Consider the following 13,341-nt stretch of genomic DNA (forward strand, 5'->3'; position numbering starts at 1 on the left):
GAATAACGGGCTTTTTGATAATGTAAGGTTTTATAAGTTTTATGTTGATTTATCAAGCTTTGTACTTCGCTCAGCGTACTGTTTTCCAAGGCGGTGGTCGCTTTTTTAAAGCCTTCACTATCGTTCGGGCTTTTTCATCTCAATCGGCTAGGCTCTGTCTACTTCGCTATGCTCATAGACAGAGCAAGCTACGCCGATTGTCCATTATCTGTATCGGTACCACTATGGAAAATAAATCGCTGATCTACGTTAAGTATTCTAACAATAGTAAAATTATATGATCAACTTAAAACTGATAAACATAATTTAAAGTCCTCGGACTTGTCCGAGGTTTTCTGATGTGGGAAGGAATATGTGTTTGGATTTAATGGGCTAACTAGTGAAGAGTAATAGGGTAACACACTTGTTGGAAGGTAATAGCTTCCAATGTGTCGACTGGTGATTTGAGTTGTCACATTGGGCTATTTAATGTGTCGACTCAGTTTTTGAGTTAGCACAATAGAAAAAAATCTAGAAATATTGCCGTATTTTGACTGAGATTTTCAGATTTAACCGGGAAAAGTTGGAACTTAAGGGGAAAGTTGTACCTAAATAGTAGTAATTTGAACCTAATGTGTCGACTGGTGATTTGAGTTGTCACATTGGGCTATTCAATATGTCGACTCAGTTTTTGAGTTAGCACGATAGAAAAAAATCTAGAAATATTGGCATATTTTGACTGTGATTTTCGGATTTAAGCGAGAAAAGTTGGAGCTTAAGGGGGAAAGTTGTACCTAAATAGTGGTAATCTGAACCTAATGTGTCGACTGGCGATTTGAGTTGGCGCATTGGACTATTCAATGTGTCGACTCGGTTTTTGAGTTAGCACGATAGAATACCTCCTCATCAATATTATGATAAAAAACTAAAATATAATGATAGTTATGTTTTTCTGATAGTGTAAGTCACGATATATTGTATATGAAAAGAAACCAGATACAACTAAAAGGATCCGGGTTTATTTAAGATTATTTAGCGATGTTACATTGCCCCCCCAATGGGCCGTGGCGTCTTCTAAACCGCTGTTGTCGTTCACAATTTACTCTTGTTTGTTTCTTATATTATTCCTTGAATTCATTGGGTGGCAATGCTATTGTAAATTGAAAGTATAAATTAGAAGGAAGTTGCGGATGAAAGCTTTAGCAAGACAGATTTTTCGCTTTGCGATTGTAGGTGGCTTGTCGACGGTAATTGATTTTGTCGTATTATATGTGTTACATCACAGACTGCACATCAATTACTTAATCGCGACAGCGATCGCGTTTGCAGTGGCGACCATTTTTAATTATTGGGCTAGCATGACCTTTATTTTTGAAAGTAAGTTCGCGGCCAATCAAAAGAAACAAGAATTCATGCTCTTTCTTATTCTGAGTGTTTGCGGTTTAGGCTTGACGGAAGTCCTGATGTATATCAGTGTGGAATGGTTGGGCAGCGCAGTCATGTTAGGTAAATTGTTTGTGACAGCTTTTGTGATGGTCTTTAACTTTGTCACACGCAAGCTCTTTATCGAGCGCTAATGAATGAAACGATTGTTGGAGAAGGGGAGATAAGATGAAGAAGAACACGATTTCGATTGTTGTTCCTTGTTATAATGAGGCCAGAACTTTGCAAGCATTTGTTGCAGAGATACTCGCTGTACAAGCACAGTTGCCGAAGGTGTTTCTGGAATTAATCCTCGTCAATGATGGCTCTGCTGATGAAACATTAGGCGTTATGAGGGCGTTGGCCAGTGAACACCCGAACCGTATTTCGTATTTATCTTTTTCACGAAATTTCGGTAAGGAAGCTGCCATGTTGGCAGGCTTTGAGCATGCAGCTGGTGAATGGGTGGCGGTCATGGATGCCGATTTGCAGGATCCGCCCGAAATGTTGCTTGAAATGCATCAATTGATCACAACAACTGAATACGATGTAGTGGCGACTAGGCGTGTTAGTCGTGAAGGTGAACCGAAAGTGCGGTCACTCTTTGCGACCATGTATTATAAACTAAACAATTTAATTTCAGATGTGAAAATCGAGGAAGGTGCGCGCGACTATCGCTTAATGACGCGCCCAGTTATTGAGGCGATTCTTTCGCTACCAGAACGCAATCGCTTTTCGAAAGGTCTATTTAGTTGGGTAGGTTTTGAGGTCAAGTACCTAGAATATCCTAATATAGAACGTCAAGCAGGTGAAACATCTTGGTCGTTTACAAAATTATTTGATTATGCGATTGAAGGGTTGATTAGTTTTTCAGATGTCCCATTGACGTTAGCCAGTTATGTCGGCTTACTAACCTTTGTGATGGCCTTTGTTTACGGTGTCTACATTGTGATTCGCACCTTGATTTTTGGAGCAGCAACCCCCGGCTGGCCTTCACTGGCAGTGCTGGTCGTCGGAATGGGCGGCCTCCAACTACTGTGTTTAGGTATCGTCGGCAAATATATCGGCAAAATATTTATCGAAAACAAGCAGCGCCCAATGTACATCCTAAAAGAAGTACATCTCCATGAAGAAGATGATAAAGCATAACAAAAGAGGTGAAGCCATTCGGTTTCACCTCTTTTAATTATTATTGATTGTTATCGCTTGATTCGTCGGCTTTACTGCTATTTGTTTTTTTCTCAGCGATATTTAACGCCCAACCTTGGTTTACGACAATATATTGACCTAGGTATTGATTGCTTAAGGCCTTCGCAAATTTATCTTTAACGAAAGTCAATAAGCTTTCATGGAAGTCGACAAAAAGTTGTTCACTTTCAGTAATGTATAAGACTTTGCGTTCATCATTGTGTAAGTAGAAATAACGTGCTTCAACAAAAGCGTCGGGTTTCTCTTTTGCGAACAGGCCGTCGGTTAGTATTTTGACTAATTCGACTGCTTGGTCGTCGAGTTGTTCATCGAAAATTTGAATCTTTTCAATCAAATCTGCTTGTTGATTGACGATACGCAAATGGTAGTCGTCGAGCGAAACGGGCAGTTGGGCACGTATTGCTTCCAAACGTGTGATGATTTCTTCACGTTTTTCTTTAAAGTTTGGTGCGAGATAGAATAATAAATGCTTATCGGGATCGTGATAAAGCATCTCTGTTTCGAGGTGGCGTTTAGCGCCACAAGTGTCACATTCAAAGTTTAACAGTGAGCCAGCAAGCAATTGCCCCTTCAATTCTGGATGTAATCGCGTATTAACTGCAGTGTGAACTTCACGACTGGCTTTCGCTTGGCAAACAGGGCATGCGAGCGTTACGGTTTGAGTCATTCAATTTCCTCCTACATAGTGACATAGACTTTTAGTTATGGATAAAGTACACTAATTCGTTCCATAAAAAAAGTATAACAAAGATTGCACACAAAAACGATGATTATTCGTTCGGACTTGAACAAAGAGTGTGTTATAATTAGAAATGGTAGGGCTCTCAGTGATTGAATAAAAACTATTATTGCGTCGTAGTAGCGAGAGACCCTAAGTGACGCCTATCATAAGCATATTAACTTGAGCAATGGCTTGCTCGCGGACCTCAAAGGGGTGGAACATTGAAAAAAATAGTAATTTACGAAACAACCTATGGATCGACTGAAAGTTACGCTAAGCGTATTGCAGATAGAATTAATGCGGAATTTAAAAAGTATAATCAAGTATCAATTGAAGATCTGACAGATTATGACGTAATCATTATCGGGACCTGTTTATTAGGTGGAAAAATTTATGGGACAGAGAAAATTGATCAATGGATCGACGTGTATCCAGATAAACATTGGGCGCTCTTTACGGTAGGGTTAGCTAATCCGGAGTTAACAGATTTCCAACCGATTTTTGAATCTCATTTTAATGTTCATACTTTGGAACATTTAACGACTTTTCATTTTAGAGGAACAATTCGTTATAAGCGATTGAACTTAATGCACGATTTATTAAACGAAGCATATCTGAGCCGTCAAAGTTCAATCGATATGGTTCCGTTAGATGAAGAGAATATTAAACTGTTGAGTACTTACGGTACAACAGTTGATGCACGTGATGTGGATTCGATTAAGCCCTTATTACAATGGGTTGACGCTCAAGATAATACAACAAATTAAATTATATTAGTGATTAAGGAGTGGTGTAAGGTATGACAAATGTTAAGGAAACAGTCGGTCGTAAGGCGGCTGATTATGTGCAAAGTGGCATGGTTGTGGGCTTGGGTACAGGTTCAACCGCTTATTGGTTTGTGGATGAAATTGGCCGTCGTATAAAATCAGGCGAATTAACGGATATAAAAGGTGTGCCAACATCAAAACAAACAGAAGACCAGGCACGTAAATTGGGGATTCCTTTAGTAACCTTGGATGAAATTAACCAAATTGATGTCTTGGCGGATGGGGCGGATGAAACAACGACTGACTTTAATGGCATTAAAGGTGGCGGTGGTGCTTTACTGCATGAGAAAATTGTTGCGCAAAACAGCCGTAAGATTATTTGGATTGTTGGCGAAAACAAGGTGGTGGATTACCTCGGTAAATTCCCATTGCCAGTTGAAGTGATTCAATTTGGTAGTTGGAAATTATTCAAGAATTTCGACCGTGCAGGCATGAATCCTAGCTTTAGAAAGAGTGGTCGTGATTCTTTATTCATTACAGATTCAGGCAACTACATAATTGACTTACATTTAAATCATATCCAAAACCCTCAACAACTTGCGTTTGAATTAAAGAACATGGTGGGCGTGGTGGATCATGGTTTATTCTTAAACTATCCAGACGTGATTTTAGTCGGACAAGAAAACGGCGACATCCTAATCCACGAACGCTAATCAGCGAATTAAAACAATAGTGTAATAGAGCAGAAGGGGAAACTTTTTATGAGCATGAGAATGGTCGATTTAATTACGAAAAAACAAGCAGGCAATGCTTTAATAGAACAAGAAATTTACTTCATTATTAATGGTTTTACTGATGGTTCGATTCCGGATTATCAAATGAGCGCCTTCGCTATGGCGGTATATTTCGTCGGTATGACGGAAGAAGAAGCGGGCTTTTTAACGATGGCTATGGCTGAAAGTGGTGATCAAATTGATTTATCTGCCATTGACGGAATTAAGGTCGATAAACATTCTACGGGTGGTGTAGGCGATACCACAACTTTAGTGCTAGCACCGTTAGTTGCGAGTTGCGATGTGCCGGTTGCGAAAATGAGTGGGCGTGGATTAGGTCATACCGGTGGAACAGTCGATAAGTTTGAAGCCATCAAAGGCTTTCAATATGAGTTATCAACTGAAGACTTTATTGACACTGTCAACAAACATAAAGTGGCAGTTGTTGGTCAGTCCGGCAACTTAACACCGGCTGATAAAAAACTCTACGCTTTACGTGATGTAACAGGTACGGTTCAATCCATTCCGCTGATTGCCAGCTCAATTATGAGTAAGAAAATTGCGGCAGGTGCTGACGCGATTGTCCTTGACGTTAAAGTAGGCGACGGTGCCTTTATGAAGACGGTTGAAGAGGCTGAGCAATTAGCTCGCACAATGGTCCGTATCGGCAACCATGTCAACCGTAAAACACTCGCAGTTATTTCTAACATGAATCAACCTTTGGGTTGGGCTGTTGGGAATGCTTTAGAAGTCCAAGAAGCCGTCGAAACCTTGAGAGGTCAAGGTCCTGATGACTTAACTGAACTATGTTACGAATTAGGCGCACGTATGTTAGTAGCAGCTGAAAAGGTAGCGACGGTCGAAGAAGGAAAAGCCCTCCTTGCGGACAAAATAGCGAGCGGAGCCGCTTTGGAAAAATTCCGTGAATTCATCGAAAGTCAAGGCGGAGACGCAAGCTTCGTGGATGATACCAGTCTATTACCTCAAGCAGCTTATCAAATCCCCGTACCAGCAACAGCTGACGGCGTTATCAGTGATTGGGTAGCTAATGAAGTTGGAGAAGCAGCGATGTGGCTAGGGGCCGGTCGTGCAACGAAAGAAGACGAAATCGATCCAGCTGTCGGCTTAATGTTACATGCTAAAGTTGGTGACGCAGTCAATAAGGGCGACAATATCGTGACTATTTACAGTAACCGTGAAGACGTTGATGATGTGATTGCTAAAATCCAAGCAGCCGTTACTATAAGTGATTCAGCCCAAGCTCAACCACTTATTTACGAAACAATTGATCAAGCATAATTAATAGTGTCCCAAAGGCATTCCTGTGAAAATGGGGATGCTTTTTTCGTTAAGCGTACTAGGAATACTAGCTAGGGACGGCACGATTTTAAGTTGATGTGCTTAAATTTAATCGCCTCGAACCGAAAGGAAGCGATACTATTGAACTTTGAGGTTTGAAACGATGACACTTTATAGGATGACAAGGACTTTTAGAAAATAATTTTTTTCAAAACCTAATCTTCTCGAAAAACTGCAAGTGTCGCGAATGTAAAGGCTAGAAAATTGTAAGGAACAGTTTTCAATTCATTACCATCCAGAGGATAAGATTCGCCCTATTTGGTAATAAAACATTTATGTGGTTAACGCTTTCATTATTGTGTTAAAAAGCTTAAACTAGAGAGGTGATTATTATAAAAGTTAGTGAGAGGAAGATTTAATGTATTTAGCAAATGGACAGCGTTACGATAGAATGGTTTATAACCGTGTGGGTAAAAGTGGCTTAAAGTTACCTGCAATTTCATTGGGCTTGTGGCATAACTTTGGTGACGTGGATGCTTTAAGCAATCAGCGTGAAATTATTCATGGAGCTTTTAATATGGGGATTACGCATTTTGATTTAGCGAATAATTACGGCCCACCTGCTGGCAGTGCAGAAATTAACTTTGGACGGATTCTAAAAGAAGATTTAAAACCTTATCGTGACGAATTAATCATATCTTCAAAAGCAGGATATTATATGTGGCCTGGACCTTATGGTGAATGGGGTTCGAAGAAAAACTTGATTGCGAGTTGTGATCAAAGTTTAGAACGCTTAGGCTTGGACTACGTTGATATCTTCTACCACCACCGCCCAGATAGTGACACGCCTTTATCAGAAACGGCGCATGCATTAGATTTATTGGTGCGACAAGGAAAAGCTTTGTATGTAGGGATTTCGAATTATTCTGCAGAAGACACGAAAAAAATGTCCGAGATTCTAAAAGCTCAAGGAACGCCATTTATCATTCATCAACCAAGTTATAGTATGTTTAACCGTTGGGTAGAAGATGGTTTGAAAGATGTCTTAGTAGAGGAAGAATTAGGAGCGATTGCTTTCAGTCCTTTAGCGCAAGGCTTACTGACAAACCGTTACTTAAATGGTGTGCCAGAAGATTCACGTGCAAGTCGCAGTGACAGCCCGTTTCTTTCTGAAGAAAATGTGGTGCAAACAATCGATAAAGTAAAAAAATTGAATGACATTGCTGCACAGCGTGGTCAAACGTTAGCAGAAATGGCGATTGCTTGGATTTTACGTGATGGTATTATTACGAGTGTCCTAGTAGGAGCAAGTCGTTTAAGTCAATTACAAGATAACGTCAAAGCGCTTGACCATTTAGACTTCACCACAGAAGAATTAACGGCGATTGACGCAGTCATTCAGTAACGATAGATAGCAATAAACACTTAGCCTTGGAGTTCGCTCCGAGGTTTTTTTGAGTTGCTTTGAAGGCATGCAATCTTCTGGTGAGAATTAGATACCTGACAAAGTGTGGGAAGTTATTCGCATGAATAAAGAACAAAATTGTTAAATAAAGTCAAGAAATATATATAAATGAGACTTTATATTTAAAAAGTAGGCAAAACGTAACCTTTAAAATAAAAAAGGGCGTTATCTAACGATATGAAAGCGCATACTCTATTTGTATAATGAATATAATTCATAGGAAGGGAAGGAATTACATTGGAAAAAAAGAGTCTTAGAACTATCTTACGTCGTATGGTAATTGTTGCTACTTTATTAGTCACAGCTTTACAAGGAGGCGCCCTTAATAGTGTCAGTGCTCAAGAAGTTGTCTTAACATATGGTATTTGGGATTCAAGACAGGAACCAGGATTACGTGAAATTGCTGATGACTTTGAAGCGGAAAATCCAGGGATAAAAATTGAACTCCAAGTAACTGGCTGGGGAGAATATTGGACGATGTTAGAAGCAGCTGCAACAGGTGGCTCTCTACCGGATATTTTCTGGATGCACTCTAATGAGATCTATAAATATGGATCAAATGATATGTTGCTAAATTTAGATGAATATATTGGACGAGATAGCATTGACTTAACGAAATTTCCACAAGGACTTGTTGATATTTATAATGTCAACGAATCGCAGTATGCAATTCCAAAAGATTTTGACACTATCGGATTATGGTATAACAAAACAATGTTTGATGAAGCTGGCTTAGACTATCCTGATGAAACATGGACTTGGGAGACATTGCGAGAAGCAGCTGAAATTTTAACTGATGAAGAAAAAGGTCAATATGGAATGTCAGCCCAACTTTCAAACCAAGAAGGTTATTATAACTTTGTCTATCAAAATGGTGGAACAATTTTAACTGATGAACGTACATCTGGTTATGATTTACCTGAAACAATAGAAGCTTTAGAATATTATTTCAGCTTCGTTCATGATGGTCTTTCACCAGAAAGCTATACAGATACTGATAGTCGAGCATTCTTAGAAAATGGTATTGCAGCGATGGCGACTTTTGGATCATGGCAATTACCCGCTTTCCTTGATAATGAGTATTTAGTGGAAAACTTTGACGTTGCACCACTACCTAGTAAAGAAGGGAATTCAACAACTATTTATAACGGCTTAGGAAATGCGATTGACGCAAATACTGAAAATCCTGAAGAAGCATGGCTATTCTTGTCATACCTTTCAAGTGAACCAGTCCAAAGAAAAGCATCAGAACTTGGAATCGCAATATCTGCATATGAAGGAACAGCAGAAGCATGGATTGACTCTAATACAGAATTTAATCTTAAAGTTTATGTTGATATGGTAGAAAGTGGACAAATTAGACCCTACACAAACGAAACAACTGTATGGGAAGAGAAGGCTTATGAATTGTTAAATGCTGCCTATCGTGGGGAGCAGTCAGTTGAAGAAGGGGCGAAAGCTACAGCAGAAATGATGAATCAATTCATCAGTCAAGAATAATCGGATGAGTTAACAGAACACGAGTAGTCATTCTGCTGAGTGAGAATGGCTACTTTTTATTATAAGGTTAATTTTTGAGAAGGAGGAGTATCATGGGCGTCGGAAGTAAGAAGTCAACTTGGGCCTGGGGCTATGGAATGATCGCCCCTACAATTATTGGTTTAATCATTCTGAATATCATCCCTAGCTTTCAAACGGTTTATTATAGTTTCTTTAAAACAGGTGCTTTCGGTAAAGGTTCAGAATTTGTTGGATTAGAAAATTATTCAAGACTTATTAATGATTCTCAAGTGTGGCAAGCGACTTGGAATACAATTCGTTATACACTACTAGTCATTCCACCAGCTATAATTATTTCTTTAATATTAGCGGTTCTCGTGAACAATATAAAAGGAAAATCAATTTATCGAACAATTTACTTTTTACCAATGGTAGCCGCTCCGGCAGCGGTAACTATGGTTTGGCGGTGGTTGTACAATAATCAGTTCGGGTTAATCAACCAAATCTTAGGTTATGTTGGAATTGGACCAATTAATTGGATTGAGAATCCAAGCGTAGCTATTTATTCTGTAGCCATAATTGGTATCTGGAGTACGATCGGCTATAATATGGTGCTTTTATTGGCCGGATTACAAGAAATTCCTCAAGATTATTATGAAGCCGCTGATATTGATGGTGCCAGCATGTTTAGTAAAACTGTTAACATAACATTGCCACTTTTATCACCACAACTATTCTTCGTATCAGTTACTGGGATTATTCAAGGGATTCAAGTTTTCGATGTGATTTTCATGTTAATAAATCCATCGATGCCTTCTTACCCGACGACAGTTTCACTAGTATATTTATTCTATAACAATACTTTTAAATACAGTGATCGAGGTTATGGTTCAGCAATTGTTGCTCTTATATTAGTAATCATTCTGATTTTGACCTTTATTCAAGTGAAGTTACAGAATAAATGGGTTCATTATATGGGAGAGTGATAAAAATGAAATCGAAACCAATAATTTCCAAGATTGCGGTACATGTTGTGTTGATTCTGATTGCCGCTGTTATGATACTACCATTTATCTGGATGTTGTTAACAGCCTTCAAGACTCAAACAGAAGCAACTGCGTTAAATCCGTTTGTTATATTTCCATCTAGTTTAAAGTTTGATAACTTTAAAGCTGTATTGGCTAGATATGATTTTGTTATTTTATACTTTAATACTTTTGCTATGATTGGTATTAGAGTAGTTGCATCGACCTTGTTTAGTGCAATGGCTGCATATGCATTTGGGCGACTGGAATTTCCAGGAAGAGATTTCTTATTCAGCTTGGTTTTATTTCAAATGATGATTCCAGCACAAGTATTTATTATTCCACAATATTTGATGGTTGATGCGCTGGATATGCGAAATACAATTATGGCCTTAGTGTTTCCAGGAATTGTCAGTGCGTTTGGTACATTCCTCTTAAGACAGTTTTTCATGGGGTTGCCTAAATCCTTAGAAGAATCAGCAGTTTTGGATGGCGCTAATATAGGTCAGACGTTCTTCTCAATCATGTTACCTCTTGCAAAATCAGGCTTAGTTGCATTAGGTATATTCACGGCATTATTTGGATATAAAGAGCTAATGTGGCCAATGATTATTAATCCACAAGCTGACAAAGCGACTTTATCTTCAGCCTTATCATTAATACAAGGCGCTTATACAGTTAATTATCCCCAATTAATGGCTGCAGCAGTGATGGCCACTTGGCCAATGATTCTTATCTACGTAGTTTTCCAAAAACATTTCATTCAAGGTATTGCATCTACAGGAGGAAAACTATAATTATTCTAGTTTATGAATGTTTATTTCTCCAATCAAATGGAGAGAAGTTGTAATGTTTTTTAAAAGTAGCAGAAAAATTAAATTGATTTGAATAACCGATTTCTTCTGAAATACACTGTATTGAAAGATCTGTATTCATTAATAAATCTGCTGCTTTATTTAAACGATATTTAATCAAGAACTGGGAAGGGGTCAAGTTCAATTCTGCTTTAAACAAGCGAGTAAAATAGTTTCTGTTTAAGTTACAATGGTTAGCAATATCTGCTACAGAAATATCATTTTGATAATTATCTCTAATATAGTCGATAGCGCGTCTAATATAAACATTGGAAATTTCATTACGTGTGTCAGAAATTTGTTGGCTAGAATTTTGAATTAGAGCATGTAACAACTGATATAGATTACCTAATAATAAATATTCATTGTTAACATTTGTTTCTAACGTATCAGCAAAAATATGTGCAATCTCTTCAATTTTATTATCAGTGCGCGGTGTATAAATTAATTGAGTATCTGTAAAACCAGCAAGTTTCATAGATTGCTTCGCTTGAATGCCGTTGAATTCAATCCAATAATATTCCCATGGATCATCCGAATCAGCAGAATACGAACAAATTGTATCAGGTGGCATTAAGAAGCCTTGACCAGAAGTCAACTCTGTACCATCACTATTGTCTGGTTGGAAGAAACGACCTTTTCCCGAAACGATATAATGAAACAGATAATTATGCGTCAATATCGGACCGAAGCTATGTGAGAAATCACATTGTTCGTGTCCATGTTGAACAATATATAAATCAACAAATAAACTATTCGGATAAATATATATACGTTTTCTTTTTCTTTTCATGATGAAATCCTTTCGTCAATTCTGATGTGTGATAAGAACAGTATATCATATGACTGAGCAGTTTTATCTTTTGATATTCATGTAATTTATTTTGTATATATAAGAAAATTTTAAAAATATAATGACGATTTACTTTTATCACACTAAAAAAACAATAATACATTTATAAAGGAGTCTGTCTAATGGTTAAAATCACGTTTATTGGTGCAGGAAGTACAATATTTGCTAAGAATATTTTAGGTGATGCAATGCTGACACCCAGTCTTTATCATGCAGAAATCGCACTTTATGATATAGATGAGAATCGATTAAGAGAATCAGAAAGTATGCTTAATACAATTAATAAAAACTCAAACGAAGGGCGTGCATCAATTACAGCTTATCAAGATCGTAAAGAAGCATTAAGAGATGCCAATTTTGTTATCAATGCCATTCAAGTGGGGGGCTATAAACCGAGTACAGTAATCGATTTTGAAATCCCTCAAAAATATGGACTACAACAAACTATCGGTGATACGATGGGGATTGGTGGAATATTCAGAGCCTTACGTACGTTCCCGGTGATGTTAGAATTTGCTAAAGAAATGGAGGAAGTTTGCCCGGATGCTTGGTTACTTAACTACACCAACCCTATGTCTATGTTAACAATGGGAATCCTAAAAGCGACGAAAATAAAAACGGTAGGCCTTTGTCATAGTGTGCAAGTTTGTGTGCCAGAGTTATTTGAACATTTGGGAATTGCGGAAGAAGAGAATTTAGATGATTTTCAATGGAAAATTGCCGGAATTAACCATATGGCGTGGTTATTAGAAATCACTAAAAATGGTGAAGACTTCTATCCTACTATTAAAAAATTAGCAGCAGAGAAAGAAAACCCACACCGTGACTCAGTTCGATTCGAGTTAATGAAGCGATTCGATTATTATATTACTGAGTCAAGTGAACATAATGCAGAGTATCATCCTTACTTTATTAAGAGTAAATATCCAGAACTTATTGAGCGTTTTGGAATTCCGCTGAATGAGTACTTGCGTCGTTGTGAACAGCAAATTTCTGATTGGGAACATCAAAGAGATGATATCGTTGAAAATGGAGATCTAACTCATACTCGTAGCCGTGAGTATGCCTCATATATTATGGATGCTATTACGACAGGAAATCCAACTATGATCGCGGGTAACGTATTGAACAAAGGTTTAATTACTAATTTACCTGAAAACTCTTGTGTTGAGGTGCCATGCTTAGTTGATAAGAACGGAGTACAACCCACTTATGTCGGAGATTTACCTACTCAACTAGCTGCACTAAACCGTACAAACATTAATGTGCAAGAGTTAGTCGTTGAAGCAGCATTAACTCTAGATAAGAGTAAAATCTATCAAGCAGCTTTCTTAGATCCACATACGAATTCTGAATTATCAATGGATGATATTGTTGCAATGTGTGATGAGTTAATTGAAGCACATGGGGATTATTTACCAGCCTATCAATAATCATGCTTAGTAATAAATGCCTTGGAGGTCGCTCCAAGGTT

12 protein-coding genes are annotated in these 13,341 nt (G+C 38.0%); 10 read left to right on the forward strand and 2 right to left on the reverse strand.

Going from position 1 to position 13,341, the window contains the following annotated elements:
• Positions 1-1,169: 1,169 nt before the first annotated feature.
• Positions 1,170-1,556 carry a GtrA family protein gene (locus tag GF867_RS00635; RefSeq protein ID WP_153831193.1) on the forward strand — a complete coding sequence of 129 codons (387 nt, stop codon included), beginning with the start codon at positions 1,170-1,172 and terminating at the stop codon, positions 1,554-1,556.
• A 34-nt stretch (positions 1,557-1,590) separates the two neighbouring features.
• Positions 1,591-2,550 (forward strand): glycosyltransferase family 2 protein, encoded by a 960-nt coding sequence (locus tag GF867_RS00640; RefSeq protein ID WP_153831194.1) that lies wholly within the window; start codon positions 1,591-1,593, stop codon positions 2,548-2,550.
• 40 nt (positions 2,551-2,590) lie between these two features.
• Here the strand turns inward: GF867_RS00640 and GF867_RS00645 are convergent, their stop codons facing one another.
• Entirely contained in the window at positions 2,591-3,277 is a 687-nt protein-coding gene (locus GF867_RS00645) for a CpXC domain-containing protein (protein WP_153831195.1), read from the reverse strand.
• A gap of 275 nt (positions 3,278-3,552) precedes the next feature.
• Between GF867_RS00645 and GF867_RS00650 the strand changes: the two genes are divergently transcribed.
• The 7 genes from GF867_RS00650 (at position 3,553) to GF867_RS00680 (ending at position 10,957) form a co-directional block, all read left to right on the forward strand.
• A complete protein-coding gene (locus GF867_RS00650; protein ID WP_153831196.1) occupies positions 3,553-4,098 on the forward strand; it encodes a flavodoxin domain-containing protein in 546 nt (181 codons plus the stop codon).
• 32 nt (positions 4,099-4,130) lie between these two features.
• A complete protein-coding gene (gene rpiA / locus GF867_RS00655) occupies positions 4,131-4,811 on the forward strand; it encodes a ribose-5-phosphate isomerase RpiA (protein WP_153831197.1) in 681 nt (226 codons plus the stop codon).
• 54 nt (positions 4,812-4,865) lie between these two features.
• The gene (locus GF867_RS00660) at positions 4,866-6,170 is read left to right on the forward strand and encodes a pyrimidine-nucleoside phosphorylase (RefSeq protein WP_153831452.1); all 1,305 of its coding nucleotides are present in this window, start codon (positions 4,866-4,868) and stop codon (positions 6,168-6,170) included.
• A 418-nt stretch (positions 6,171-6,588) separates the two neighbouring features.
• A complete protein-coding gene (gene mgrA / locus GF867_RS00665; RefSeq protein ID WP_153831198.1) occupies positions 6,589-7,575 on the forward strand; it encodes an L-glyceraldehyde 3-phosphate reductase in 987 nt (328 codons plus the stop codon).
• Positions 7,576-7,872: 297 nt separating this feature from the next.
• On the forward strand, positions 7,873-9,135 hold the full coding sequence (locus tag GF867_RS00670; protein WP_253940682.1) for an ABC transporter substrate-binding protein: 1,263 nt from the start codon (positions 7,873-7,875) through the stop codon (positions 9,133-9,135).
• Between the two features lie 92 nt (positions 9,136-9,227).
• The gene (locus GF867_RS00675) at positions 9,228-10,121 is read left to right on the forward strand and encodes a carbohydrate ABC transporter permease (protein ID WP_153831199.1); all 894 of its coding nucleotides are present in this window, start codon (positions 9,228-9,230) and stop codon (positions 10,119-10,121) included.
• Between the two features lie 5 nt (positions 10,122-10,126).
• Positions 10,127-10,957, forward strand: a complete 831-nt coding sequence (locus tag GF867_RS00680) for a carbohydrate ABC transporter permease (RefSeq protein ID WP_153831200.1) — start codon at positions 10,127-10,129, stop codon at positions 10,955-10,957.
• A gap of 10 nt (positions 10,958-10,967) precedes the next feature.
• Here the strand turns inward: GF867_RS00680 and GF867_RS00685 are convergent, their stop codons facing one another.
• Complete coding sequence (locus GF867_RS00685) at positions 10,968-11,807, reverse strand: AraC family transcriptional regulator (protein ID WP_153831201.1); 840 nt, start codon at positions 11,805-11,807, stop codon at positions 10,968-10,970.
• 182 nt (positions 11,808-11,989) lie between these two features.
• On the opposite strand from GF867_RS00685, the gene GF867_RS00690 reads away from it, so the two are divergent.
• Entirely contained in the window at positions 11,990-13,300 is a 1,311-nt protein-coding gene (locus tag GF867_RS00690; protein ID WP_153831202.1) for an alpha-glucosidase/alpha-galactosidase, read from the forward strand.
• Positions 13,301-13,341 lie beyond the last annotated feature (41 nt).

Origin of the sequence: Fundicoccus ignavus, from assembly GCF_009659375.1 — a bacterium.
Lineage (GTDB): Bacteria > Bacillota > Bacilli > Lactobacillales > Aerococcaceae > Fundicoccus > Fundicoccus ignavus.

Bases quoted from the DNA above. Each gene is read 5' to 3' on its own strand.
- GF867_RS00635 (WP_153831193.1), top strand. From the start codon at position 1,170: ATGAAAGCTTTAGCAAGACAGATTTTTCGCTTTGCGATTGTAGGTGGC.
- GF867_RS00640 (WP_153831194.1), top strand. From the start codon at position 1,591: ATGAAGAAGAACACGATTTCGATTGTTGTTCCTTGTTATAATGAGGCC.
- GF867_RS00645 (WP_153831195.1), bottom strand. From the start codon at position 3,277: ATGACTCAAACCGTAACGCTCGCATGCCCTGTTTGCCAAGCGAAAGCC.
- rpiA (WP_153831197.1), top strand. From the start codon at position 4,131: ATGACAAATGTTAAGGAAACAGTCGGTCGTAAGGCGGCTGATTATGTG.
- GF867_RS00660 (WP_153831452.1), top strand. From the start codon at position 4,866: ATGAGAATGGTCGATTTAATTACGAAAAAACAAGCAGGCAATGCTTTA.
- mgrA (WP_153831198.1), top strand. From the start codon at position 6,589: ATGTATTTAGCAAATGGACAGCGTTACGATAGAATGGTTTATAACCGT.
- GF867_RS00675 (WP_153831199.1), top strand. From the start codon at position 9,228: ATGGGCGTCGGAAGTAAGAAGTCAACTTGGGCCTGGGGCTATGGAATG.
- GF867_RS00680 (WP_153831200.1), top strand. From the start codon at position 10,127: ATGAAATCGAAACCAATAATTTCCAAGATTGCGGTACATGTTGTGTTG.
- GF867_RS00685 (WP_153831201.1), bottom strand. From the start codon at position 11,807: ATGAAAAGAAAAAGAAAACGTATATATATTTATCCGAATAGTTTATTT.
- GF867_RS00690 (WP_153831202.1), top strand. From the start codon at position 11,990: ATGGTTAAAATCACGTTTATTGGTGCAGGAAGTACAATATTTGCTAAG.